The sequence below is a fragment of the Streptomyces sp. Ag109_G2-15 genome, from assembly GCF_900215565.1.
GTDB lineage: Bacteria > Actinomycetota > Actinomycetes > Streptomycetales > Streptomycetaceae > Streptomyces > Streptomyces diastatochromogenes.
This window is the reverse complement of the sequence record NZ_OCNI01000001.1, coordinates 3,434,971-3,457,896: the sequence shown is the minus strand read 5'-3', so window position 1 is coordinate 3,457,896 and position 22,926 is coordinate 3,434,971. Positions and strand designations below refer to the sequence as shown.

The window sequence follows — 22,926 nt, the reverse complement described above, 5'->3', positions numbered from 1 at the left end:
CGGCATATAACCCGCGCACTTTGGCTGTTTCTCGCCGGGGCGTAGTGCATGATTCCGGGGCTTGCGACCCGCAGGTCCGGAACGCGTTCCCCAACTGTACCGCGCTCAATCACACAGAATGGCCCCCTCCGCTTCTCTCACGGAGGAGGCCATTCGATGAACAATCGGTAACCGGGGTTACCGACGGTAATGATGTGTCATTCGGTCAGCCGCCGGCGACGGCCGGAATGATGGAGACACCGGCACCGTCCGGGGTCGCGGTCTCCAGACCCTGCTCGAAGCGGACGTCGTCGTCATTGACGTACACGTTGACGAAACGGCGCAGCTTGCCCTGGTCGTCGAGAACGCGGGCCGCGATGCCCGTGTGGTTCTTCTCCAGGTCCCCGATGACCTCGGCGAGGGTCGCCCCCTCAGCGGCGACCTCGGCCTGGCCCCCGGTGTAGGTGCGCAGGATGGTGGGGATGCGAACGGTCACGCTCATGCGAGGCCAGCCTCTCGGAAGGAGTCCAGGGTCGGGCGGATGGTGGCGGTGAGCCCCGTACCGGCCACCGCGTCGAGGGTCTTCAGGCCGTCACCCGTGTTGAGAACGACCGTGGTGAGCGACGGGTCCAGCACACCGCTCTCGATCAGCTTCTTCGTCACGCCGACCGTCACGCCACCGGCGGTCTCCGCGAAGATGCCCTCGGTGCGGGCCAGCAGCTTGATCGCGTCGACGACCTGCTCGTCGGTCACGTCCTCCACCGCACCACCGGTGCGACGGGCGATGTCCAGGACGTACGGGCCGTCGGCCGGGTTGCCGATCGCCAGCGACTTGGCGATGGTGTTCGGCTTCTGCGGGCGGACCACGTCGTGGCCGGCCTTGAAGGCGGTGGACACCGGCGAGCAGCCCTCGGCCTGGGCACCGAAGATCTTGTACGGCTTGTCCTCGACGAGCCCGAGCTTGATCAGCTCCTGCAGGCCCTTGTCGATCTTCGTGAGCTGGGAGCCGGAGGCGATCGGGACCACGATCTGGTCCGGGAGCCGCCAGCCGAGCTGCTCGCAGATCTCGTACGCCAGGGTCTTGGAGCCCTCCGCGTAGTACGGCCGCAGGTTGACGTTGACGAAGCCCCAGCCCTCGCCGGCCGGGTCACCGATCAGCTCGGAGCAGAACCGGTTCACGTCGTCGTAGTTGCCCTCGATGCCGACCAGCTCGCCGCCGTAGACCGCGGCCATGACGACCTTGCCCTGCTCCAGGTCGTGCGGGATGAACACACAGGAGCGGAAGCCGGCGCGGGCGGCGGCGGCGCCGACGGCACCGGCGAGGTTGCCGGTGGAGGAGCAGGAGAGGGTGGTGAAACCGAAGGCGCGGGCGGCCTCCAGGGCCTGGGCGACGACGCGGTCCTTGAAGGAGTGCGTCGGGTTGCCGGAGTCGTCCTTCACGTACAGCCCGCCGGTGACGCCCAGCTCGCGGGCCAGGTTGTCGGCCTTGACGAGCTTGGTCCAGCCGGGGTTGATGTTGGGCTTGTCGGCCACGTCGGCGGGGACGGGCAGCAGCGGCGCGTACCGCCAGATGTTCGCGGGGCCGGCCTCGATCCGCTTGCGCAGCTCTTCGGTGTCGTAGGCGGAGAAGTCGTAGGCGATCTCCAGCGGGCCGAAACACTCCTCGCAGGCGAACACCGGCCCGAGGGGCACCTGGTGACCGCACTCGCGACAGCTCAGCGCTGCGGCGGGGCCGAGGTCTACGGTGGGATTGCTGGTGCTTGCAACTGTCTGCACAGCCATGGAGGCGAGGCCCTTTCTCCTCATCTTCCTCACGACGCATCTCGCCGTGAGACGGATTTGGCACCTTCCCTAGCCGGGAGCCTCGCTGGAGAACGAGAACCGACTGGAGGGTTGCCGGGGCTTCATCGGGCCGTTTCCCTCTGCCCCTCTGGATGAGCTGTATGTGGTTGTCAACGCTCGTTGACCCGGACATGCGATGGTCACCGGCGTTGTTCAAGACTGTAACCGAAGGCCAGGACAGTTGAGATAGTCGTCCGAACCGCGAGATGGATCACACGGTCACCCCCTGTGATCACGACAGTGAGGAGCCGCAGACCGTGCTGGAAGAAGTCGACCGCTGGCTGGCCACCCGCTCCTGGTCCGTGACCGATCGTCCGCTCCACCGGATACTCGCCGCCAAGCAGCGCACCGGTCAGTCCGTCTCCGTCGTCCTGCCCGCGCTGAACGAGGAGGAGACGGTCGGCGACATCGTCGCGATCATCCGTCACGACCTCATGCAGCAGGCCCCGCTCGTCGACGAGATCGTCGTCGTCGACTCCGGGTCCACCGACCGTACCTCCGAGATCGCCGCCAGGGCCGGCGCGCGGGTCGTCCACCGCGACGACATCCTGCCGCGCATCCCGGCCGTCCCCGGCAAGGGCGAGGTGCTGTGGCGCTCCCTGCTGGTGACCAGCGGGGACATCGTCTGCTTCATCGACGCCGACCTGAAGGAGTTCTCCTCCGACTTCGTCTCCGGCATAGTCGGCCCGCTGCTCACCGAGCCGGGCGTCGACCTGGTCAAGGCGATGTACGACCGCCCGCTCGGCGGCGCTGCGGGACAGGGCGGCCGGGTCACCGAACTCATGGCCCGCCCGCTGCTGAACATGCACTGGCCGCAGCTGGCCGGTTTCGTGCAGCCGCTCGGCGGCGAGTACGCGGCCCGCCGCTCACTGCTCGAACAGCTCCCCTTCCCCGTCGGCTACGGCGTCGAGCTGGGCATGCTGGTCGACGCCCTGCACCTGGTGGGCCTGGACGCGCTCGCCCAGGTCGACGTCGGTGTGCGCAAGCACCGCCACCAGGACGGACAGGCTCTCGGCCGGATGGCCGCGGCGATCTACCGCACGGCGCAGCTGCGGCTCGCCCGCGGGCATCTGATCCGGCCGTCGTTGACCCAGTTCGAGCGGGGTGAGGACGGATTCGAGCCGCGCACCTACTCGGTGGACACCGAGGAGCGGCCGCCGATGGCGGAGATCGCGGAGTACGCGGCGCGCCGGGTGGCGTGAGGGGCGCACGAGAACGGCTGTATACAGCCCCCTTCCGGGGCAGACCGTACGTTTGAGCGTTTCCGGGCCGGGCTAGGTTGAGGACCATGGCTTCCACCCACGGTGCTGAGGTGCTGGTCGCGTCCAATCGCGGCCCGGTTTCGTACGAGGTGATCGAGGACGGCTCGCTGCTCGCCAAGCGGGGCGGCGGCGGGCTGGTCTCGGGTCTGTCGGCCATCGGGCCGGAGACCAACGCGGTCTGGGTGTGCGCCGCGCTGGGCGGCGGCGACCGTGAGGCGGTACGGCGCGCGGGCGGCGGGCTGCTGCCGGCCGAGGAGACCGGCGGGCAGCGGGTGCGGATGCTCGACATCGACGCGACCGTGTTCGCCGACGCGTACAACGGCATCGCCAACTCGGTGCTGTGGTTCGTCCACCACATGCTGTACCAGACCCCGCTGGAGCCGATCTTCGACGCGGAGTTCCGGCGGCAGTGGGCGTCGTACGAGGCGTACAACCACGCCTTCGCCGAGGCGCTGGCCGAGGAGGCGGCGGACGGCGCCGCGGTGCTCATCCAGGACTACCACCTGGCGCTCGCCCCCCGGATGCTCCGCCGGCTCCGCCCCGACCTGCGCATCGGCCACTTCTCACACACCCCGTGGGCCCCGCCGGACTACTTCCGCCTGCTGCCCGACGACATCGCGGCCGAGCTGCTGACCGGCATCCTGGGCGCGGACCGGGCGGCCTTCCTGACCCAGCGGTGGGCGGACGCCTTCACCGACTGCTGTCACGCGGTGCTGGGCCCCGGCATCCCGTCCGGGACCCGGATCGGGGTGCACGGACTGGGGGCCGACGCCGACTTCCTGCGCGAGCGGGCGCACCGGCCGGACGTGGACGAACGGATGGCCGCGCTGCGGGAGGAGATCGGCGAGGGGCGCCGGACGATCGTCCGGGTGGACCGCACCGAGCTGTCCAAGAACATCGTGCGCGGCCTGCTGGCGTACCGGCAGCTGCTGGAGGACCACCCCGAGTGGCGCGAACGGGTGGTGCATCTGGCGTTCGCGTACCCGTCCCGGCAGGATCTCGCCATCTACCGCGAGTACACGGCCGAGGTGCAGCGGGTGGCGGAGACGATCAACTCCGTGTTCGGGACCGAGGGTTGGACGCCGGTCGTGCTGCACGTCAAGGACGACTTCGCCCGCTCCCTGGCCGCGTACCGGCTCGCGGACGTGGCCCTGGTCAACCCGATCCGGGACGGCATGAACCTGGTCGCCAAGGAGGTACCGGTCGTCTCCGACGAGGGGTGCGCGCTGGTGCTGTCGCGGGAGGCGGGGGCGTACGAGGAGCTGGGCGAGGACGCGCTCGTGGTGAACCCGTATGACATCGGGGGGACGGCGAGGGCGTTGCACGAGGCGCTGAGCCTGGCGGGGGGTGAGCGGGCGGAGCGGTCGAAGAGGTTGGCCGCGGCTGCTACTGCGTTGCCGCCGGCGCAGTGGTTCCTGGATCAGCTTGGTGCGCTTGAGCAGTGATGGCGTTGTCACGCCATGTGTACCGCCAGTGCTCGGAGTAGCGCTACGACTCCCTCCGGGCCGTCCACCACCATGTCCGCCCGCTCCGCCAGTTCCGTGACCTCTGCGCTGCCGCTGCAGATCAGGAGGCCGGGGATGCCGTCGGAGCGGAGTTTGTCGATGGCCGCGTAGGCGGGGAGGTCACCCAGGTCGTCGCCGGCGTAGACCACGCACTCGGCGCGGGTGGTGCGGGCGTGGTCGAGGAGGGCGACGCCCTTGTCCATGCCGGGCGGGCGGAGTTCGAGGACCAGCCGGCCGGGCTCGACGATCAGGCCGTGCCGGGTGGCGAGGTCGGCGAGGGGGTCGCGGAGGGCCTCGAACGCGGCCTGGGGGTTGTCGGCGCGGCGGGTGTGGACGGCGACGGCGCGCCCCTTCTCCTCGATCCAGGTGCCGTGCCCGGCGCCGACGCGGTCCAGGAGACCCGGCAGCTCGGCGCGGACCGCGGCCACGCCGGGGTGGGGCGGGGGTGCGGTGACCGTGCCGGTCGCGGCGTCCCAGCGCTCGGCGCCGTAGTGGCCGAGGACGACGAGGTGCTCCAGGCCGGGGACGCCGGCGAAGCCGCCGTGCCGGACCGCCACCTCGGCGGGTCTGCCGGTGACCACGGCCACCGAGGCCACCTTGGGGGCGAGGGTGGTGAGTGCGGGGACCGCGTCGGGGTGGGCTCGGGCCTGCTCCGGGTCGGCGACGATGGGGGCCAGCGTGCCGTCGAAGTCGAGGCCGATCACCGCGGTGTGCGGCTTGGCGAGCAGTGCGGCGAGTCCATCCCGGCCGGCCTGGGTCACCGGGGTCGGCAGAAGGTCCATACACCGACAGTATCCAGCGCGGGCCGGGGTCACTCCTGGCGGCGAAACCTCAGCGCTCGGAGCGGCGTGCCTCCCGTACGCGCCGCAACCGGTTCACCGTCACCGGATCCAGCGCCAGTGCCCTCTCGTCGTCCAGTAGGGCGTTGAGGAGCTGGTAGTAGCGCACCGGTGCCAGGCCCAGTTCCTCGCGTATCGCCCGTTCCTTCGCGCCGGGGCCGGGGAAGCCCCGGCGCTCCAGCGCGAGGATGGCTTTTTCGCGGGTGCCCAGTTCCATGGGGGCCACCGTAACGCCGGGCACTGACAGGCGGCGGCTCAGTTCACATCCTCGCTGTCGGCCTCGGTCGCCGTCGCCTGGAGGCCGGTCAGGACGCCGGCGGGGCTGCCGGCGGGGGTGACCGCCTGGCCGATCTGCTTCTTCACGGCCGCGCTGACCGCCGCCCAGGAGGTCTTGCCGACGGGATACAGCTCGGAGGTCGGAAGCTGGTCGAGGAAGGGGTGCAGGGCCTTGTCCGGGGCCGAGTCCGACTCGGTCATGGTGTTGGACGCGGAACCGGTGACCGGGAGGAGTCCGTACTCGCGGGAGAAGGCGAGGACGTTCTTCTGGTCGTAGACGAAGTCGAGGAAGTCGCCTATCTGATCGGCGTGCCCGTGCTGCTTGAAGCCCATCATCCAGTCGGCGACGCCCATCGCGGCCCTGGCCTTGCCGCTGCGGCCCGGCATCGGGACCATGCCGAACTGCACGCCCTTCTTGGCTGCCTGCTGGATCAGCGTGGGATGCCCGTTGAGCATGCCGACCTGGCCGTCGGCGAAGGCGGCGAAGGCGTCCGCGCGGTTGAGCTTGCCGGGGGCGACCGGACCGGTCAGGCCCTTGCCGACCAGCTCGTCCTTGAGCCAGGTGAAGGTCTGGACGTTCTCCGCCGAGTCGATGGTGTAGGTGCCGATGTCGTCGGTGTAGCCCTTGCCGCCGCTCAGCAGCCACTGCATGGTCTCGGCCTGCGCCTCCTCGGGGCCGAGCGGCAGCGCGTAGGGGTACTTCACCCCCTCGTCCTTGAGCGCCTTCGCGTCGGCGGCCAGCTCGCTCCAGGTGGTGGGCGGGGTGATGCCGGCCTTGGCGAAGAGGGTCTTGTTGTAGAAGAGCACCCGGGTGGAGGCGGCGAACGGGATGCCGTACTGCACGTGCTTCCACTCGCCCGCGTCGGCGAGCTGGGAGAGGAAGTCGGCCTGGGTGCGGATGGAGAGCAGGTCGGAGGCCTGGTAGAGCTTGCCCGCGGCCGCGTAGTCGGCGTAGGCGCCGATCTGGGCCAGGTCGGGTGCGTCTCCGGCGTCGACCATCTCCTTGACCTTGCGGTCGACGTCGTTCCAGGAGTAGACGCTGACCTCGACCTTCACGCCGGAGTGCTGGGACTCGTACGCCTTGACAAGGTTGTCCCAGTACTTCTTCGAGCTGTTGGCGGCCGAGTCGCCGTAGTCGGCCGCGACCAGTCTGAGGGTCACGTCGGAGGAGCCCGTACTCCCGCAGCCGCCGAGGACCGCCGTCATGCCCAGTGCGGACACCACCGCGATCGTTCCTGCCGTACGCCGACGCACCGTCAAAGCCCCAACCCTGCTGTCTGACCGTTCAATATGTGGACACATAAGGTCTACACCACGTGAGTGGACTAGACCTCTTGTGGGTCCGCGGGCCACACTGTCCCCCGTGAGACATGTCATCGCCCTGGACGTGGGCGGTACCGGGATGAAGGCGGCCCTCGTCGGAGACGACGGCGCGCTGCTGCACCGCGCCCGCCGGGCCACCGGCCGCGAGCGCGGGCCCGAGGCGGTGGTCGGGACCATCCTCGACTTCGCCTCGGAGCTGCGCGCGTACGGCATCGAGCGCTACGGCGAACCGGCCGCCGCGGCCGGCCTCGCGGTCCCCGGCATCGTCGACGAGGAGCACGGCATCGCCGTCTACGCGGCCAACCTCGGCTGGCGGGACGTACCGCTGCGCGCCCTGCTCGCCGACCGGCTCGGCGTGCCCGTGGCACTCGGCCACGACGTGCGCACCGGCGGGCTCGCCGAGGGCCGGATCGGCGCGGGCAAGGGCGCCGACCGGTTCCTGTTCGTGCCGCTGGGCACCGGCATCGCCGGCGCCATCGGCGTGGACGGGCGGGTGGAGGCGGGCGCGCACGGCTTCGCCGGCGAGATCGGCCATGTCGTCGTGCGCCCCGGAGGCACCCCCTGCCCCTGCGGGCAGCGCGGCTGCCTGGAGCGGTACGCCTCCGCGTCCGCCGTCAGCGAGGCGTGGGCGGCGGCCTGCGGGGACCCGGACGCGGACGCCGCCGACTGCGCGAAGGCCGTCGCGTCCGGCGACCCGAACGCCGTCCGGGTCTGGCAGGAGGCGGTGGACGCGCTGGCCGACGGCCTGGTCACCGCCCTCACCCTGCTGGACCCGCGCACGCTGATCATCGGTGGCGGCCTGGCCGAGGCGGGGGATGTGTTGTTCCAACCACTGCGGGACGCCGTCCGGCGCCGGGTCACCTTCCAGAAACTGCCGTCCATCGTCCCGGCCGCCCTCGGCGACACGGCCGGCTGCCTGGGCGCGGGGCTGCTTGCGCGGGACCTATTGACCAGCACTCCTACGACTCCGGAGGTAAGCACCTGATGGCCACTGAGCGGGACTGCCCAACTCCGGAGGCTTCGCCAGAGGCGCGGGGAACTGCGCGACGAGCCCCCACCGGCCCGCAGGTACTCACCGGCGCGAACGTGGTGCTTCCCACCGGCACGGTGAAGAACGGCCAGGTACCCGTAGACGGCAAGCGCATCGCCAGCACAGCGCCAGCCAACGCTGAGGTGATCGACGTATCCGGCCACTGGCTAGTACCCGGCTTCGTCGACATCCACAACCACGGCGGCGGCGGAGCCTCCTTCTCCGGTACGGCCGAGGACATCCTGACCGCCATCCACACCCACCGCCTGCACGGCACCACCACCCTGGTCGCCTCCACCGTCACCGACGAGATGGACCTGCTGGTGCGGCAGGCGGGGCTGCTGAGCGAGCTGGCCGAGCAGGGCGACATCGCCGGGATCCACTTCGAGGGGCCCTTCATCTCGCCGTGCCGCAAGGGCGCGCACTCCGAGGAGCTGCTGCGTGACCCGGAGCCGGCCGAGGTGCGCAAGCTGATCGACGCGGGGCGCGGCAAGGCGACGATGGTCACGCTCGCCACCGAGCTGCCGGGCGGCATCGACTCGGTACGGCTGCTCGCGGAGCACGGAGTGATCGCGGCGATCGGGCACACGGACGCCACGTACGAGCAGACGGTCGAGGCCATCGACGCGGGCGCCACGGTCGCCACCCACCTCTTCAACGCCATGCCGACTCTCGGCCACCGCTCCCCCGGCCCGATCGCCGCGCTGCTGGAGGACGAGCGGGTCACGGTCGAGCTGATCAACGACGGCACCCATCTCCACCCCGCCGCGCTGGAGCTGGCGTTCCATCACGCGGGCGCCTCCCGGGTCGCGTTCATCACCGACGCGATGGACGCGGCCGGCATCGGCGACGGCCGCTACATGCTCGGCCCGCTGGAGGTCGAGGTCAGTGAAGGTGTGGCCCGGCTGGTGGAGGGCGGCTCGATCGCGGGGTCCACGCTCACCCTGGACCGCGCGTTCAAGCGGGCGGTGACGGTCGACAGGCTGCCGGTGGAGGACGCGGTAGCGGCGCTTTCCGCCACCCCGGCCCGCCTCCTGGGCCTCTCCGACCGCATCGGCTCCCTGGAGCCCGGCAAGGACGCCGACCTGGTGCTGCTGGACCAGAACTTCGACCTCAAGGGCGTGATGCGCCGGGGTGAATGGGTGGTGGCGCCCCAACTGCCCTGATCCGTCCCCCTCTTCGCCGGACGGCGGCCGATCCTCGTACTGGGCCGGCCGCCGTCTCTTTGGCATGATCGGGGCCCCGGAACCGAGGCGCACGTACTTCGAGGGAGGTCGGCCCGGGTGATCCTCACGGTCACACTGAACACCGCTCTCGACATCACCTATCGCGTACGGTCCCTGCGGCCGCACGCCTCGCACCGCGTCTCGGACGTCATCGAACGGCCGGGCGGCAAGGGTGTGAACGTGGCCCGGGTGCTGGCCGCCCTCGGGCATGAGGTGACGGCCACCGGGTTCGCGGGCGGCGCCACCGGCCAGGTACTGCGCGAGCACCTCTCGGCCACGCCGGGGGTGACGGACGCGCTCGTCCCGATCGCGGGTGCCACCCGCCGCACGATCGCGGTCGTGGACGATCTCTCCGGCGACACGACCCAGTTGAACGAGCCGGGCCCGCAGATCTCCCCCACCGAGTGGGGCCTCTTCCTGGACCGCTACGAGGAACTGCTGGCCCCCGCCTCGGCGGTGGCCCTCTCCGGCAGCCTGCCGCCGGGGGTACCGGTGGGCGCGTACGCGGGCCTGATACGCACGGCCCGCGCGTTCGGCGTCTCCGTGCTCCTGGACACCAGCGGCGAGCCCCTGCGCCGGGGGGTGGCAGCCCGCCCCGACATCATCAAGCCCAACTCCGACGAACTGGCCGAACTCACCGGCTCCCACGACCCGTTGCGCGCCACCCAGGACGCCCGCCGCCGCGGCGCCCACACAGTGGTCGCCTCCCTCGGCCCCGAAGGCCTCCTCGCCGTAACCCCCGAGGGCCGCTGGCGCGCCGCCCCACCCGCCCACATCCACGGCAACCCGACGGGCGCGGGCGACTCGGCGGTCGCAGGCTTGCTGTCGGGTCTGGTGGAACGACTTCCGTGGCCGGAGCGGCTGGCCCGCGCGGTCGCGCTGTCAGCGGCGACTGTACGGGCCCCGGCGGCGGGCGAGTTCGACCTAGCGGCGTACGAGGAGCTGGTGGGGCGGGTGGCGGTGACCGGGGTGGCCAGCGCGGCCTAGCTGTCCCGCTTGACCTGGCCCTTCTTCAGCCAGAGCTGGTCCAGCAGGACATCGCACTTGTCGCCGGGCTGGCAGGAGAGCGAGATGGTGTTCGGGCCCTTGTTCAGCGTCGGCCAGGCGTAAGTCTCCGTCCAGGCCTCTGCCGGGTCGTTCTTGTGGGTGAAGTTGCCGAGGTTGAACTTGCCGCCGAACGGCTTGCCATTGACGGTGAGGGTCATCGACTGATCCTCACCGGCGTTGCTGAACCGCGCGAAGATCGTGTAGGTGCCGTCCTCGGGGATGTTGTTGAACGTCCAGGTCACCGAGGAACCGACCGTGTTCAGCCCGCCCACATACGTACCGCCCGCCGCCTGCGCACCCTTGACGTCCGATGCCTTCGTCGCCTCGCCGGCCAGCTGGAGAGCGCTCGCGTCCGTCTTCGGCAGGTCGCCCGACGCTGCCGAGTTGCTGCTGGACGGGCTCGGCTTGCCGCTCTGGGACTGGGTCGGGGAGGTGCCCACCTGGCTGCTGGACTTGTTGTCGTCCGAGCCGCCGTTGAGCATCGCGACGCCGATGCCGATGACGACCGCGGCGACCACCGCGATGGCGCCGATCAGCAGGCCCTTGGTGTTCGGGCCACGGCGGCCGGGGGCCGGCGCGGCGGGCTGGCGGCTGGTCGGGGCGCCGCCGGGGAGGGTCTCGGGGGCCTGGTAGTGGGCGTTCGGCTGGCCGTAGGCGCCCTGCTGCTGCGGCGGGACACCGGGCTGCTGCTGGCCGTACTGCGGCGCCTGCTGCCCGCCGTAGGTACGCTCGCCGACCGCACGCACTCTGCTGACCGAGTTCGGGTAGCCGTAACCACCGGACGGCGGCTGGGCTCCTCTGGCCTGACCGTCGGCGTACAGGTAGCCGAACGGGTCGTCGTCCTCGGGCGTGCTCGGGCTGTTTTCGCCGGGCGTCATCCCTTGGTCTCCTCAGCAGGTGCGGGTGGATCCGGTACAGGTCTGGAATGGCGAGCCTACCCGCTCCAGCTGGCCCAAACGGGTGACTCAGACCGCATCAACTCACTGACCTGCGGATCATCCGGCGCGTCGGTGCTGTTTGGGACGAGATCGTTTCTCTACGTACATCCGCTCGTCGGCTGACTTCAACACTTCGTCCGCAGTCATGCCGCAGTGTGCCCAGCCGATGCCGAAGCTGGCGCCCACCCGGACGGCCCGGCCCTCGGCGCGGATCGGCTGGATGATCTCGTTGCGCAGACGTACGGCCAGGTCCTGGGCGTCGGCCTTGCCGAGGCCGTCGGCGAGGATCACGAACTCGTCGCCGCCGAGGCGGGCCACCGTGTCCCCGTCGCGCACACCCCTCGACAGCCGCCGGGCGACCTCGATCAGGACCGCGTCGCCCGCGTTGTGCCCGAACCGGTCGTTGATCGACTTGAAGCCGTCCAGGTCGCAGAAGAGCACCGCGAGGCCCTTGGTGCCGTCGTCGTGGCCCTCCTCGGGGGCCGCGATGTGGACGTGGTGGTCGTACCCGTCGTACGCCTCCGCACCCGGTGCGAAGTCGAAGCCGTGGCCGACGGGGCTGTCGTACGCGGGGTGGCCGTAGGCCGCGTCCAGGGACTCCAGCGCGCCGGCGTGGGCCTGCCGCTGGCAGAGGCGGCCCGACAGGCGGGAGCGCAGCTCGGCGGAGTTCGGCAGGCCGGTGAGGGAGTCGTGGGAGGCGCGGTGGGCGAGCTGCAGCTCGCGGCGCTTGCGCTCCTCGATGTCCTCGACGTGGGTGAGCAGGAAACGGGGGCCGTCGGCGGCGTCCGCGACGACCGAGTTGCGCAGGGACACCCAAACGTACGTGCCGTCGCGGCGGCCGAGGCGGAGTTCCGCGCGGCCTCCCTCGGCGGAGGTCCGGAGCAGGGTGCCGATGTCCTCGGGGTGGACGAGGTCGGAGAAGGAGTAGCGGCGCATCGCGGAGGCGGGGCGGCCCAGCAGACGGCACAGCGCGTCGTTGGTGCGCAGGATCCGGCCGTGCTGGTCGCCGCCCATCTCGGCGATCGCCATGCCGGAGGGGGCGTACTCGAACGCCTGCCGGAAGGATTCCTCGCTGGCGCGCAGCGCCTGCTGGTCGCGCTCCAGGCGGACCAGGGCGCGCTGCATGTTCGCACGTAGACGCGCGTTGCTGATCGCGATGGCGGCCTGGAAGGCGTACATCTGCAGGGCCTCGCGGCCCCAGGCGCCGGGGTGGCGGCCGTTGCGCGGCCGGTCGACGGATATGACACCGAGCAGCTCGCCGGAGGAGCCGCCCTGCACGCCGGGTGTGTACATGGGCGCGAAGAGCCGGTCGGAGGGGTGCCACTCGTCCTCGAAGCGGGGCGCGGGCCCGTCGGTGTACCACTGCGGGACGTCATCGTCGTCCAGCACCCAGCCCTCGGTGTGCGGTATGAACACCAGGTCGCCCCACTGCTCACCCATGCTCAGCCGGCGCAGCCAGGAGTCACGGGAGCCGACCCGCCCGGTGATCAGGGCCTCGGCGGCGGAGTTGCCGGAGAAGGCGGCGACGACCAGGTCGCCGTCGGGGCGTACGAGGTTGACGCACGCCATCTCGTACCCGAGAGCGCCCACGACGCCGTCGGAGACGGTCTGCAGTGTGTCCGCCAGGCTGCGTGCCGTGTTCATGTCGGCCATGACCTGGTGCAGCTGTCGCAGGGACGCAAGACGGACATACGGCTCCGACTCGGTCTCCATGCTCGCCCTCCCCCCGAGACCTCGCAGCGAATCAAGGGTTCTCATCGGCGTATCGCCATTACCAGCTTCCGCCACTGAATCACAGCGCGCTGCCCACTCGGTACACAGGGTCAACAATTAACGGGCCTTGTGACTCAAGTCACAGAAGAACGTGAACAATTGAGTGGAGTTTCTGCGTTTCCCCTGTGTGTTTCCTGGACGCAGGCTTTGTGATGTGTCCTTCCCTGGTCCTAGGACCCGGCTAGGGCGCAGGCCCGATGCGCCGCGCACGGTGCGGAGATTAGCGTCACCGGCGTGCTGAACACTCCCTCACCCACCGCCACAGCCGCTTCCGGGCATGCTGAGGGGGTGAGCAACGACGAGTTCCGGGCCGCGATGTCCCGGCTGGCCGCGGGCGTGGTCCTGGTGACCGCGCAGGAGCCGCCGCTGGACCCGGACGACCCGACCGCGCCGGGCGGCGAGGACGTCGGCATGACCGCCACGGCCTTCATGTCCGTCTCGCTGGACCCGCCGCTGGTGCTGGTCAGCCTGCGCACGGGCGCCCGCATGGACGACCTGCTCGACGAGCAGCCGCTGTGGGCGGTCTCGGTGCTCACCGAGAGCCAGCGCCACGTCGCCGGCCGCTTCGCCATGAAGGGCCGCATCAGCGACCGCCTGCTCTTCGAGGACCTGCCCTGCATCCGCGGGGAGGCCTCCGGCGCCCCGCTGGTGGGCGGCGCGCTGGCCACCCTGGAGTGCCGCACCGAGCAGCGGGTGACGGCCGGGGACCACACGCTCGTCATCGGCCGGGTGCTGACCGCGCGGGTGCCGAGCGCGGAGGGCGGGCCGCTGATGTATTTCCGCGGCCGGTACCGGCAGTTGGGGTGATCGGGCGCGCCGGAATTCCGTGGCTGCGCCGTCATCGATCTGCTTAATGCGCGCGGATGACTGCTGATCCGACTGCGCATCTGACTGCTCATCCGACTGTTCATCTGGAAGAGATAACGCCCCGGAATCTCGAAGCCGCTCTCGCCATTCGCATCCGCCCCGACCAGGAACACGCGGTCGAGCCGGTGGCCCACTCCCTCGCCGAGGCGTACGTCCACCGAGCCGGTCTCGCCTGGCCCCGGCTGATCGTGGACGGCGACCGCCCGGTCGGCTTCCGCCGCCGAGGAACAGGGCAAGGGGTACGGCCGCTTCGCCGTCGACTCCGTCACCGCGGAACTGCGCAGCCGGGGCGCCAAGGAGATGTACGTCACCTGGCATCCCGGCCCGGACGGCGGTGGGGTGGCCTCGTGGCAGGCGAGGTCGGCTCCTGACAGCCGGAGCCGGCTAGCCCCAGTCCCGGCCCGAGCGGCCCCGCTTCGTGTCCGAGCGCTGCTTCTTCTCGCGCAGTCGGCGCTCGTTGATGCCGCGGGGGATGCGGGTCGGTCTGCGGGGCTTGGGCGGGGGTGCGGTGGCCTCGGCGAGGAGGGCGGCTAGGCGTACGGCGGCGGTCTCGCGGTTGCGCCACTGGGACCGGTGCTCGGAGGACCGTACGACCACGACCCCGTCGACCAGCCGCCCGGCCAGCCGCTGCAGCGCCCGCTCCTTCCACACCTCGGGAAGCGCCTCGGTGGCCGTGAGGTCGAAGCGCAGCTCCACCTGCGAGTCGCTGGTGTTCACATGCTGGCCACCGGGCCCGGAGGATCTGGAGAAACGCCACGTCAGCTCGGCCTCGGGTAGCGAGACCGAGCCACGGATGAGGTAAGGCCCGGACATGCATCCCATGTTCCCGGTCCGGCCCGCCTCACGTCACCCGGTTTTCCTTATGGGTAAAAAAGGTAAAGGGATCCGGAACCATCGGGACCCCCCTCGACGTTCTCCCCGGTGACGGTAGCTTCGTCGGCACAGAAACCTAAAAGGGAAGGGACTCCCAATCATGGCTGTAAGCCTGTCCAAGGGTGGCAACGTCTCGCTCACCAAGGAGGCTCCGGGCCTGACCGCCGTCACCGTGGGCCTCGGCTGGGACGTCCGCACCACCACCGGCACGGACTTCGACCTGGACGCCTCCGCCATCGCGGTCAACGGGCAGGGCAAGGTCTACTCGGACGCCCACTTCGTCTTCTTCAACAACAAGCAGACCCCGGACAACTCGATCGTCCACACCGGCGACAACCGCACGGGCGAGGGCGCGGGCGACGACGAGGCGATCAACGTCAACCTGGCCGCCCTCCCGGCCGACATCGACAAGATCGTCTTCCCGGTCTCCATCTACGACGCCGAGAACCGCGGCCAGAACTTCGGCCAGGTCCGCAACGCCTACATCCGCATCATCAACCAGGCCGGCGGCGCCGAGATCGCCCGCTACGACCTCTCCGAGGACGCGGCCACCGAGACCGCGATGGTCTTCGGCGAGCTGTACCGCAACGGCGCGGAGTGGAAGTTCCGCGCGGTGGGCCAGGGCTACGCCTCGGGCCTGGTGGGCATCGCCCAGGACTTCGGTGTGAACGTCTGACGGACGCCGCGCTGCGCGGGGACCCCTGGCTTCGGCCGGGGGTCCCGGCATTCGGGGCCGTGAAGCAGCCCTACCAGCCCGTCGGCCGGTAATAGCCCAGCACGGCGGACAGTTGGGCGAACCACTCCCCCAGCCGCGCCCTCGGCTTCGCCTCGACCACGCACTCGTAGAACCGACCGTCCGGGAGGACCACCGCCACCATCAGGGCCTTGCCGGACGGAGCCACCTTGTAGTGGACGCTGCGGATCTCCTGCCAGGGGAAGTCGACGGACATGCCGTGGTCCTCGAAGGCCACGCCCTGGGTGTCGACCACGATCGAGTTGTGGCGGTCGACCGCCATGAACTCCGGGCCGCTGACATGCGGCTGGGGTGAGGTCGGGGCGTAGGCGTACTGGGGTGGCGGGGGGCCGAAGCCCGCTTGAGCGGTGGCCGGCGGGAGCGGTGGTGGTGGCGGTGGCTGTTGGCCGTAGGGGGGCTGGTTGCCGTACGGCGGTGGCTGGGTGGTCATCGTCTTCCGTCTCCCCGGACATGGTGTGGCTCCTGCGGAAATCTATCCAGCACCCCGGCGCCCCCAGAAGGACCCGGTCAGTGGATAGGGTCCCGTCATGCTCCTCGAACGGCTCTCGTCGACCGACGGCTCCCTCCCCGCTGAGCTGCTCACCGAGCTGACGGCGCTGTACGCCTCCCACCACGAGTTCCACGCCCTCAGCGGCGACTTCCCCGACCCGGACGACATCCGCCCCGAGCAGGTGGCGGTCGCGCTGGCCGACGACCTGGCCCACCCGGACGCCGAGGTACTGCTGGCCCGGTCCGAAGGGCGACTGGTCGCGATCGTGATCACGCTGGCCCACCACCCCGACCCGGCCGACCCGGACCCGTGGATCGGGCTGCTGATGGTCGACGCGGCCGAGCAGGGCAAGGGGTACGGCCGGCGGGTCGCCACGCTGGTCGAGGAGCGCTTCCGTGCCGCCGGGCGCCGGGCCGTTCGACTCGCCGTCCTCGACAACAACCCGAAGGGCCTGGCCTTCTGGACCGCCCTCGGCTACGAGGTCGTCGACCACCGCCCCGACCGCGCCCTCGGCCGCCCCTGCGCCGTGCTGCGCAAGGTGCTGCGAACCCCCCGGCAGGCGGCCCGAGTCGCCGTCGTCGACCCGGAGGGCTCCGTCCTCCTCTTCCGGTACGACAACGTCGAGGTCGGCGTCCACTGGGCCCTGCCCGGCGGCGGCCTGGAGCCCGGCGAGGGCCCACGCGAGGGCGCCCTACGGGAACTGGCCGAGGAGACCGGCTGGACCGACCTGGAGCCGGGCCCCCTGCTGTGCACCTGGGAACACGACTTCACGCACTCCTCCACCCCCGTCCGCCAGCACGAGCACATCTACGTCACCCACGGCCCCCACCGCGAACCGGCCGGCCCCGCCCTCGCCGCCGCGCACGCCGCCGACGGCATCCTCACCTGGCGCTGGTGGAGCAGGCAGGAGCTGGCCGAGGAGGCGGAGCCGGTGTGGCCGCCGGACCTCGCCCGGCTGCTGGACGAGTGGGAAGGCTGAGCGGACTGTGGGGCATCAAGTTCGCTTGATTCAAAGGAAGTTGACCGCACGCGCCGCGTCCGGATAGCGGATTTCGCAGCACGTCTTTCGGATACGAACACGTAAAGTCTTGTCGGCACCCTGTCAAACGGGCCGTTCCCGGTGTCACTCTCTCCTCGCCGCCGCAACTCTGTGCATCCCCTGTGTCCCGTCTGTGTCTCCAACCCCACGGAGACCAGCCTGAAGGAGATCGAGTGAGACAGCAGCCCCACGCTCCCCGCACCTCCCGCAAGACCGCCGTGCGCGCCGCCGCCCTGGTCGGCTCGGCCGCGATGGTCGTCCTCGCGCTGCAGAACGGCGCCGCGACCGCCGCCCCCACGCACACCCCCGGCGCCACGGCCCTCCCGCTCGGCGTCACGGCCCGTGCCGCCGCCATCGAGTCGGCCCAGCGGCACGCCGGTGCGGCGGCCCGGGAACTCGGCCTCGGCGCCAAGGAGAAGCTGGTCGTCCGGGACGTGGTGAAGGACGTGGACGGTACCGTCCACACCCGTTACGAGCGGACGTACGCCGGTCTCCCCGTCCTCGGCGGCGACCTGGTCACCCACGCGGCGAAGAACGGTTCGCTCAAGGGCGTCAGCAAGGCGACCAAGGCCCGGATATCCGTGCCGACCACCACCGCGGCCGTCTCCCCCGCGAGTGCGAAGAAGAGCGCCCTCAAGGCCGCCGGCAGCGCCGCCAAGGCCACCGCCTCGACCTCCCGCAAGGTCGTCTGGGCGGCCGGTGCCAAGCCCGTCCTCGCCTACGAGTCCGTCGTCAAGGGCCTCCAGCACGACGGCACCCCGAGCGAACTGCACGTCATCACCGACGCGCAGACCGGCAAGAAGCTCTACTCCTACCAGGGCATCGACACCGGCACGGGCACCAGCCGGTACAGCGGCACCGTCACGCTCGGCACCACCCCCTCGGCCTCCGGCGGCTACGACCTGATCGACGGCGGCCGCGGCGGGCACAAGACGTACGACCTGAACGGCGGTACGTCCGGCACCGGCGCCCTCTTCCACGACGCCGACGACGTCTGGGGCGACGGCACCGTCACCAACCGCCAGACCGCCGCTGTCGACGCCGCCTACGGCGCCGCCGTCACCTGGGACTTCTACAAGTCCGCGTTCAACCGCAACGGCATCGCGGGCGACGGCAAGGCCGCCTACTCCCGCGTCCACTACGGCAACGCCTACGTCAACGCCTTCTGGGACGACAGCTGCTTCTGCATGACGTACGGCGACGGCTCCGGCAACACCGACCCGCTGACCTCCCTCGACGTGGCCGGCCACGAGATGAGCCACGGGCTGACCGCGGCCACGGCGAAGCTCAACTACAGCAAGGAGTCCGGCGGTCTGAACGAGGCCACCTCGGACATCTTCGGCACCTCGGTGGAGTTCTTCGCGAACAACTCCTCCGACCCCGGTGACTACCTCATCGGCGAGAAGATCGACATCAACGGCAACGGCACCCCGCTGCGCTACATGGACAAGCCCAGCAAGGACGGCGGCTCCGCCGACTACTGGTCGAGGACGGTCGGCCGGCTCGACGTGCACTACTCGTCGGGCGTCGCCAACCACTTCTTCTACCTGCTGAGCGAGGGCAGCGGCGCGAAGACGATCAACGGTGTCTCCTACAACTCCCCGACGTACGACGGCTCCACGGTCACCGGCATCGGCCGAGCCAAGGCCGACCAGATCTGGTACAAGGCCCTGACCACGTACTTCACCTCGACGACCACCTACGCGGGTGCCCGCACCGGCACCCTGCAGGCCGCGGCGGACCTGTACGGCTCGGGCAGCGCGGAGTACAACGCGGTGGCGGCGGCCTGGAAGGCGGTCAACGTCAAGTAACCGCACGCGCACGGCAGTACGACGGCCGGGCCGCCCGTCAGGGGTGGTCCGGCTTGCCGTTGCCGTACAGCCAGTCCTTCCAGATCTCGCCGAAGTCCTTGTCCGGGGCCTTCTTCTCCACGTACGCGGTGAAGTCGGCGGTGTCGGCGGTGCCGTAGCGGTGGGCGGCGGCCCAGCCCTGGATGATGTCGTAGAAGGTGTCGTCGCCGACCTTCTGGCGGATCTTCTGCAGGACCATCGCGCCGCGCTCGTAGACCGGGCTGTCGGAGATGTGCGCGGCGCCGGAGGGCTTGGCCGGCGGGAAGGCCCAGATGCCCTCGTCGTCGCCCTCGTACAGCTCGGTGAAGGTCTGCTGGGCGCTCTTGCCGCCGTGGTCCTCCGCGTACAGCCACTCCGCGTACGTCGCGAAGCCCTCGTTGAGCCACATGTCCCGCCAGGTCCTCGGGGTGACCGAGTCGCCGTACCACTGGTGGGCGAGTTCGTGCACGAGGGTGCTGGTGTCGAGCTGGTCGGCGGGGAAGACGGGCCGGGTCTGGGTCTCCAGGGCGTAGCCGGCGTCGCCCGGGCGGTCGACGATCGCGCCGGTGGAGGAGAAGGGGTACGGCCCGAAGTTGGTCTCCTCCCAGTCGATGATGTCGGGGATCTTCGCGAGCACCTTGGCACTGGCCTCGGCCTGGGTGGGGTCGACGGCGGTGAGGACGGGCAGGCCGTGCGGGCCCGTGGTGTGGGTGATGTCGTAGTGGCCGATGGCGACAACGGCGAGATAGCCGGCCATGGGCTGGGCGGAGTGCCAGGCGAAGGTGGTCCGGCCGCCCTTGGTGCTCTGGCTGGTCAACTCGCCGTTGGAGACGGCCTGGAGGCCCTTCGGGACGGTGACCGTGATGTCGTACGTCGCCTTGTCCGAGGGGTGGTTGTTGCCCGGGAACCAGGCCATGGAGCCGACCGGCTCGCCGAGGGCGAGCGCGCCGTCGGCGGTGGGCAGCCAGCCCTCTTCCGAGCCGTCGGGGTCGGTGAGGGTCTTCGGGGTGCCCGCGTAGCGGACGGTGGTGCGGAACGTCTCGCCCTTGTCGAGGTCGTCATGGGGCCGGACGGTGAGTTCCTGGCCGGCGCGGTTCCAGCGGGCGCGCTTGCCCTCGACGGTGACTGAGTCGACGTCCAGTCCGGAGAGGTCGAGGTCGAAGGCGGACAGGTCCTTCGTGGCGCGGGCGGTGATGACGGCCTTGCCGGTGAGGTGGCGGGTGCCGGGGGTGTAGTCGAGGATGAGGGCGTAGTGGGTGACGTCGTAGCCGCCGTTGCCCGCCTTCGGGAAGTACGGATCGCGCACGCCGGAGCCGCCCGGGGTGCCGTGGACCCCGCCGTCGCACGCGGTGCCGGTAAGGGCGAGGGCGAGCAGAGCGGCAGCTGCCGGGACAAGGCGCGCGGATCTGGACATGTCAGTGATCCTAGGCGGATGAGGGGCATCGCAGCAGGGCCGGGGCTGTGGGCGTGACACCATCTCTCCCGTGCTCGACATCGGCTACGCCCTCTCCAACCGCTTCCCGGACCCGCCGCAGACCGACTACCGCCGCGCGGACGTCCACACGCTGCGGCACGACCTGTTCTGCGGGGACGTCTATCTCGCGGACACCAAGACGGACCGGGAGCTGTCCACAGCCTGGGGATGGGTGCCGGTGCTGGACTTCGCGTGGGCGCTGTGCGACATCGCGGAGCAGTTGGACCGGGACCCGATGGGCTCCCGCGCCTCCCGGCCGCAGCACGTGGAGCTGGACTTCACCGAGTCCACCGACCGGATGCTGTTCGAGCGCCGCTTCGGCTGGGTGGACATCGAGGCCGACTGGATGCCGGCCGAGGAGCCCCCGCTCACCTTCTCCCACACCGAACTCCGCCGCGAGGCCCGCGACTTCCTCCACGACCTCCTCGCCGACCTGACCGACCTCCACGAGGACCTGGCGGAGAACCCGGCGATCTGGACGCTCCAGGCCCGCTTTCCCCGCGTGTCCTGAGCATCGCTTCAGCCGACCCCACCGACCCGTCACCCCTCCACCCGGATGCCCAGCTCCCCCGCCAGCACCGGCGCCAGATCCAGCAGTTGCCCGGTGCTGATCACCGCCCCCGAGAGCCGGTCGAGACCCCGCGCGATCTCCAGCGGAACGGCCCCGCGCAGGTCCACGTCCTTCAAGGTCGCGCCGCCGAAGTCGGCCTTTCTCAGGGCGCAGTCGACGAACTCGACCCGCTCCAGGTGGGCGCCGGAGAAGTCCGGTTCGACCAGGACGCAGGACTCGAAGACGACGTCCTTGAGGCGGGCCTGGCGGAGGTTGAGGTAGTCGATCTTGCCGCCTCTGATCACGACCCGTTCCAGCACGGCGCCGTGCAGCTGGGTGCCGCCCAGGCGGGGGTCGGCCAACTCGACGTCGCGGAACGTGGACTCGGCCAGGTCCGTGCCGACGCCCCGCAGGCCGGTGAGGACCGAGTCCAGGAAGCGGGCCCGGCCCAGTGCCGTCTCGTCCACCGCGCAGCCCGTCAGCGCGCAGTCCATGAAGCGGGCGCCCACCCCGTCCTGCCCGGCCAGGTCCGCCTCCCGGAACTCCAGCCCGTCGTAGTCGCCGTCCGGCGCCAACTCCCCGTCCGTCCAGGGTTCCAGGGGTGGCAGCCGCAGCTCCGGCCGCCGTGCGCCCTTCACCACCGAATTACCCGTGCCCGTGCCCGCGCCCGTGCCCGTCGCTCTCCTCGCCATGCCCCCATGCTGCACCCCGCCACTGACAATCCGCCTGAGCTGCGGACATCGGATCCGCGGTCGGCCGATGTCACATTTCAGGGCGCTCAAACGGTCGTACTCATGGACAAGGTGAACCGACCCGAGGGAGAGCGCACCCCATGCATCGCATCACCGTCGTCGGCGGCGGCTTCGCCGGGCTCACCGCCGCCATCACCGCCGCCGAGGCAGGCGCCAAGGTCACCGTGTACGAGGCCCACCACACCCTGGGCGGCCGGGCCCGCACCGCCGAGGGGCCGTACCGGACCAACGAGGGCCCGCACGCCCTCTACAACGGCGGCCCGCACTGGATCTGGCTCAAGCAGCGGGACCTGATCGGGCCGCTCGCCCCGATCCCGCCCCTGGAGGCGGCCCGGCTGCGGCTGCGCCACCACGGCGTCCTGCGCCGCACCCCGCCCTTCGCCCTGCTCAAGCTGCTGCGCCCCAGCGTCCGTCAGGCTCCCGTCGACACCGACTTCCTCAGCTGGGCGACCGGCATCGCCGGCGAGGAGGGCGCCCGGGCGGCCGCCAACTACTCCGCCGTCGCCCTCTTCCACCACGACCCCGGCGCCCTGTCCGCCGCCTTCGTGCAGGAGCGGCTGCGCCGGGCCACCAAGCTGCCGCCGGAGGCGCACTATCCGCGGGGCGGCTGGGCGAGCGTCATCGACCGGATGGCCGCGCGGGCCTGGAACCTCGGTGTGCGGATCGAGACGCTGTCACGCGTCGACACCCTGCCGACCGACACACCCGTGGTCGTCGCCACCTCCCTGCCCGCCGCCCGGCGGCTGCTCGGCGACGACTCGCTGACCTGGTCCGGCGGCCGTACCGTCCTGCTCGACCTCGCCCTGCGCACCCGGCGCGGGGACGCCTTCGCCGTCTCCGACCTGGACGCACCGGGCTGGATCGAACGGTTCACGGCGCAGGACCGGACCCTCGCCCCGGCCGGCGAGCAGCTGCTCCAGGGGCAGATCCCGATCGGGCCCGGCGAGGCGCGCGCCGACGGTCTCGCCCGGGCCGAGGCACTGCTCGACCTGGCCTTCGAGGGGTGGCGGGAGCGGGTCACCTGGCGGCGGGAGGCGGTGGCGGACGGTCGTACGGGCGCCGTGGACCTGCCGGGCACCAGCTGGCGGGACCGGCCCTCCGTGGACCGCGGCGACGGCGTCTACCTGGCCGGCGACCAGGTGGCGGCGCCGGGCGTGCTGTCCGAAGTCTCCTTCAACAGCGCGGTCACGGCGGTGTCGCTGATCCTCGGCCGGACGGCCCTTGACCTCAAGCATGCTTGAGGTCGAAGAGTGGCCTA

The 22,926-nt window shown here is 70.9% G+C and carries 22 protein-coding genes, 1 pseudogene and 1 riboswitch; of the genes and pseudogenes, 12 read left to right on the top strand and 11 right to left on the bottom strand.

The window, feature by feature from the left end:
* Window positions 1-205: 205 nt before the first annotated feature.
* Window positions 206-481 carry a MoaD/ThiS family protein gene (locus CRP49_RS15570; protein ID WP_094217122.1) on the bottom strand — a complete coding sequence of 92 codons (276 nt, stop codon included), beginning with the start codon at window positions 479-481 and terminating at the stop codon, window positions 206-208.
* The gene (gene thrC / locus CRP49_RS15565) at window positions 478-1,761 is read right to left on the bottom strand and encodes a threonine synthase (protein ID WP_097253896.1); all 1,284 of its coding nucleotides are present in this window, start codon (window positions 1,759-1,761) and stop codon (window positions 478-480) included. The genes CRP49_RS15570 and thrC overlap by 4 nt, the downstream gene beginning before the upstream one ends.
* Before the next feature lie 17 nt (window positions 1,762-1,778).
* Window positions 1,779-1,920: riboswitch (SAM riboswitch) on the bottom strand.
* A 158-nt stretch (window positions 1,921-2,078) separates the two neighbouring features.
* Here thrC and CRP49_RS15560 point away from each other — a divergent pair.
* The gene (locus CRP49_RS15560; protein WP_097257375.1) at window positions 2,079-3,023 is read left to right on the top strand and encodes a glucosyl-3-phosphoglycerate synthase; all 945 of its coding nucleotides are present in this window, start codon (window positions 2,079-2,081) and stop codon (window positions 3,021-3,023) included.
* Window positions 3,024-3,109: 86 nt separating this feature from the next.
* On the top strand, window positions 3,110-4,528 hold the full coding sequence (locus tag CRP49_RS15555; RefSeq protein ID WP_097253895.1) for a trehalose-6-phosphate synthase: 1,419 nt from the start codon (window positions 3,110-3,112) through the stop codon (window positions 4,526-4,528).
* A gap of 8 nt (window positions 4,529-4,536) precedes the next feature.
* On the opposite strand, the gene otsB is transcribed toward CRP49_RS15555, so the two are convergent.
* Genes otsB through CRP49_RS15540 form a run of 3 tightly spaced genes read right to left on the bottom strand, consistent with a single transcriptional unit; the run spans window position 4,537 to window position 6,927 of the window.
* On the bottom strand, window positions 4,537-5,370 hold the full coding sequence (gene otsB, locus CRP49_RS15550; protein ID WP_097253894.1) for a trehalose-phosphatase: 834 nt from the start codon (window positions 5,368-5,370) through the stop codon (window positions 4,537-4,539).
* A gap of 49 nt (window positions 5,371-5,419) precedes the next feature.
* Window positions 5,420-5,644, bottom strand: coding sequence for a DUF3263 domain-containing protein (locus CRP49_RS15545; RefSeq protein WP_097253893.1), 225 nt, complete (start codon window positions 5,642-5,644; stop codon window positions 5,420-5,422).
* A gap of 38 nt (window positions 5,645-5,682) precedes the next feature.
* A complete protein-coding gene (locus CRP49_RS15540) occupies window positions 5,683-6,927 on the bottom strand; it encodes an extracellular solute-binding protein (protein WP_097253892.1) in 1,245 nt (414 codons plus the stop codon).
* A gap of 139 nt (window positions 6,928-7,066) precedes the next feature.
* Between CRP49_RS15540 and CRP49_RS15535 the strand changes: the two genes are divergently transcribed.
* The 3 genes from CRP49_RS15535 (at window position 7,067) to CRP49_RS15525 (ending at window position 10,269) form a co-directional block, all read left to right on the top strand.
* Entirely contained in the window at window positions 7,067-8,011 is a 945-nt protein-coding gene (locus tag CRP49_RS15535; RefSeq protein WP_097257374.1) for an ROK family protein, read from the top strand.
* Window positions 8,011-9,222 (top strand): N-acetylglucosamine-6-phosphate deacetylase, encoded by a 1,212-nt coding sequence (nagA, locus tag CRP49_RS15530; RefSeq protein WP_257033410.1) that lies wholly within the window; start codon window positions 8,011-8,013, stop codon window positions 9,220-9,222. Before CRP49_RS15535 ends, nagA begins: the two co-directional genes overlap by 1 nt.
* Window positions 9,223-9,339: 117 nt before the next feature.
* Complete coding sequence (locus CRP49_RS15525; protein WP_097253890.1) at window positions 9,340-10,269, top strand: 1-phosphofructokinase family hexose kinase; 930 nt, start codon at window positions 9,340-9,342, stop codon at window positions 10,267-10,269.
* Here the strand turns inward: CRP49_RS15525 and CRP49_RS15520 are convergent.
* Both CRP49_RS15520 and cdgB read right to left on the bottom strand, forming a co-directional pair.
* Window positions 10,266-11,207, bottom strand: a complete 942-nt coding sequence (locus tag CRP49_RS15520; RefSeq protein WP_097253889.1) for a carbohydrate-binding protein — start codon at window positions 11,205-11,207, stop codon at window positions 10,266-10,268. The genes CRP49_RS15525 and CRP49_RS15520 overlap by 4 nt on opposite strands.
* Window positions 11,208-11,324: 117 nt before the next feature.
* On the bottom strand, window positions 11,325-12,980 hold the full coding sequence (gene cdgB, locus CRP49_RS15515; protein ID WP_097253888.1) for a diguanylate cyclase CdgB: 1,656 nt from the start codon (window positions 12,978-12,980) through the stop codon (window positions 11,325-11,327).
* A 294-nt stretch (window positions 12,981-13,274) separates the two neighbouring features.
* Between cdgB and CRP49_RS15510 the strand changes: the two genes are divergently transcribed.
* Together CRP49_RS15510 and CRP49_RS47870 are read left to right on the top strand one after the other, a co-directional pair.
* Entirely contained in the window at window positions 13,275-13,847 is a 573-nt protein-coding gene (locus CRP49_RS15510) for a flavin reductase family protein (protein WP_097253887.1), read from the top strand.
* Between the two features lie 56 nt (window positions 13,848-13,903).
* Window positions 13,904-14,240: pseudogene (locus tag CRP49_RS47870) on the top strand (GNAT family N-acetyltransferase); the annotation flags it as partial.
* A gap of 51 nt (window positions 14,241-14,291) precedes the next feature.
* On the opposite strand, the gene arfB reads toward CRP49_RS47870, so the two are convergent.
* Window positions 14,292-14,729: an alternative ribosome rescue aminoacyl-tRNA hydrolase ArfB gene (gene arfB / locus CRP49_RS15500; RefSeq protein ID WP_097253886.1), complete on the bottom strand. Its 438-nt coding sequence runs from the start codon at window positions 14,727-14,729 to the stop codon at window positions 14,292-14,294.
* 151 nt (window positions 14,730-14,880) lie between these two features.
* On the opposite strand from arfB, the gene CRP49_RS15495 reads away from it, so the two are divergent.
* Window positions 14,881-15,456: a TerD family protein gene (locus tag CRP49_RS15495; protein ID WP_097253885.1), complete on the top strand. Its 576-nt coding sequence runs from the start codon at window positions 14,881-14,883 to the stop codon at window positions 15,454-15,456.
* A 70-nt stretch (window positions 15,457-15,526) separates the two neighbouring features.
* Here the strand turns inward: CRP49_RS15495 and CRP49_RS15490 are convergent, their stop codons facing one another.
* Complete coding sequence (locus CRP49_RS15490) at window positions 15,527-15,964, bottom strand: hypothetical protein (RefSeq protein ID WP_097253884.1); 438 nt, start codon at window positions 15,962-15,964, stop codon at window positions 15,527-15,529.
* A gap of 97 nt (window positions 15,965-16,061) precedes the next feature.
* On the opposite strand from CRP49_RS15490, the gene CRP49_RS15485 reads away from it, so the two are divergent.
* Both CRP49_RS15485 and CRP49_RS15480 read left to right on the top strand, forming a co-directional pair.
* Entirely contained in the window at window positions 16,062-17,003 is a 942-nt protein-coding gene (locus CRP49_RS15485; protein WP_097253883.1) for a bifunctional GNAT family N-acetyltransferase/NUDIX hydrolase, read from the top strand.
* Between the two features lie 311 nt (window positions 17,004-17,314).
* On the top strand, window positions 17,315-18,874 hold the full coding sequence (locus CRP49_RS15480; RefSeq protein WP_097257373.1) for a M4 family metallopeptidase: 1,560 nt from the start codon (window positions 17,315-17,317) through the stop codon (window positions 18,872-18,874).
* Between the two features lie 37 nt (window positions 18,875-18,911).
* Here the strand turns inward: CRP49_RS15480 and CRP49_RS15475 are convergent, their stop codons facing one another.
* Window positions 18,912-20,306 (bottom strand): M1 family metallopeptidase, encoded by a 1,395-nt coding sequence (locus CRP49_RS15475; RefSeq protein WP_179851629.1) that lies wholly within the window; start codon window positions 20,304-20,306, stop codon window positions 18,912-18,914.
* A 70-nt stretch (window positions 20,307-20,376) separates the two neighbouring features.
* Here CRP49_RS15475 and CRP49_RS15470 point away from each other — a divergent pair, with 70 nt between their 5' ends.
* Window positions 20,377-20,877 carry a hypothetical protein gene (locus tag CRP49_RS15470; RefSeq protein WP_097253882.1) on the top strand — a complete coding sequence of 167 codons (501 nt, stop codon included), beginning with the start codon at window positions 20,377-20,379 and terminating at the stop codon, window positions 20,875-20,877.
* A gap of 29 nt (window positions 20,878-20,906) precedes the next feature.
* Here CRP49_RS15470 and CRP49_RS15465 read toward each other — a convergent pair whose 3' ends face one another.
* Window positions 20,907-21,608 (bottom strand): pentapeptide repeat-containing protein, encoded by a 702-nt coding sequence (locus tag CRP49_RS15465; protein WP_097253881.1) that lies wholly within the window; start codon window positions 21,606-21,608, stop codon window positions 20,907-20,909.
* Window positions 21,609-21,748: 140 nt separating this feature from the next.
* Between CRP49_RS15465 and CRP49_RS15460 the strand changes: the two genes are divergently transcribed.
* On the top strand, window positions 21,749-22,909 hold the full coding sequence (locus CRP49_RS15460; RefSeq protein WP_097253880.1) for an NAD(P)-binding protein: 1,161 nt from the start codon (window positions 21,749-21,751) through the stop codon (window positions 22,907-22,909).
* The last annotated feature ends 17 nt before the right edge of the window (window positions 22,910-22,926 follow it).

Coding starts and splice junctions, on each gene's coding strand:
- CRP49_RS15570 (WP_094217122.1), bottom strand. CDS start 481: ATGAGCGTGACCGTTCGCATCCCCACCATCCTGCGCACCTACACCGGG.
- thrC (WP_097253896.1), bottom strand. CDS start 1,761: ATGGCTGTGCAGACAGTTGCAAGCACCAGCAATCCCACCGTAGACCTC.
- CRP49_RS15555 (WP_097253895.1), top strand. CDS start 3,110: ATGGCTTCCACCCACGGTGCTGAGGTGCTGGTCGCGTCCAATCGCGGC.
- otsB (WP_097253894.1), bottom strand. CDS start 5,370: ATGGACCTTCTGCCGACCCCGGTGACCCAGGCCGGCCGGGATGGACTC.
- CRP49_RS15545 (WP_097253893.1), bottom strand. CDS start 5,644: ATGGAACTGGGCACCCGCGAAAAAGCCATCCTCGCGCTGGAGCGCCGG.
- nagA (WP_257033410.1), top strand. CDS start 8,011: ATGGCCACTGAGCGGGACTGCCCAACTCCGGAGGCTTCGCCAGAGGCG.
- CRP49_RS15520 (WP_097253889.1), bottom strand. CDS start 11,207: ATGACGCCCGGCGAAAACAGCCCGAGCACGCCCGAGGACGACGACCCG.
- cdgB (WP_097253888.1), bottom strand. CDS start 12,980: ATGGAGACCGAGTCGGAGCCGTATGTCCGTCTTGCGTCCCTGCGACAG.
- arfB (WP_097253886.1), bottom strand. CDS start 14,729: ATGGGATGCATGTCCGGGCCTTACCTCATCCGTGGCTCGGTCTCGCTA.
- CRP49_RS15495 (WP_097253885.1), top strand. CDS start 14,881: ATGGCTGTAAGCCTGTCCAAGGGTGGCAACGTCTCGCTCACCAAGGAG.
- CRP49_RS15490 (WP_097253884.1), bottom strand. CDS start 15,964: ATGACCACCCAGCCACCGCCGTACGGCAACCAGCCCCCCTACGGCCAA.
- CRP49_RS15485 (WP_097253883.1), top strand. CDS start 16,062: ATGCTCCTCGAACGGCTCTCGTCGACCGACGGCTCCCTCCCCGCTGAG.
- CRP49_RS15480 (WP_097257373.1), top strand. CDS start 17,315: ATGGTCGTCCTCGCGCTGCAGAACGGCGCCGCGACCGCCGCCCCCACG.
- CRP49_RS15475 (WP_179851629.1), bottom strand. CDS start 20,306: ATGTCCAGATCCGCGCGCCTTGTCCCGGCAGCTGCCGCTCTGCTCGCC.
- CRP49_RS15465 (WP_097253881.1), bottom strand. CDS start 21,608: ATGGCGAGGAGAGCGACGGGCACGGGCGCGGGCACGGGCACGGGTAAT.
- CRP49_RS15460 (WP_097253880.1), top strand. CDS start 21,749: ATGCATCGCATCACCGTCGTCGGCGGCGGCTTCGCCGGGCTCACCGCC.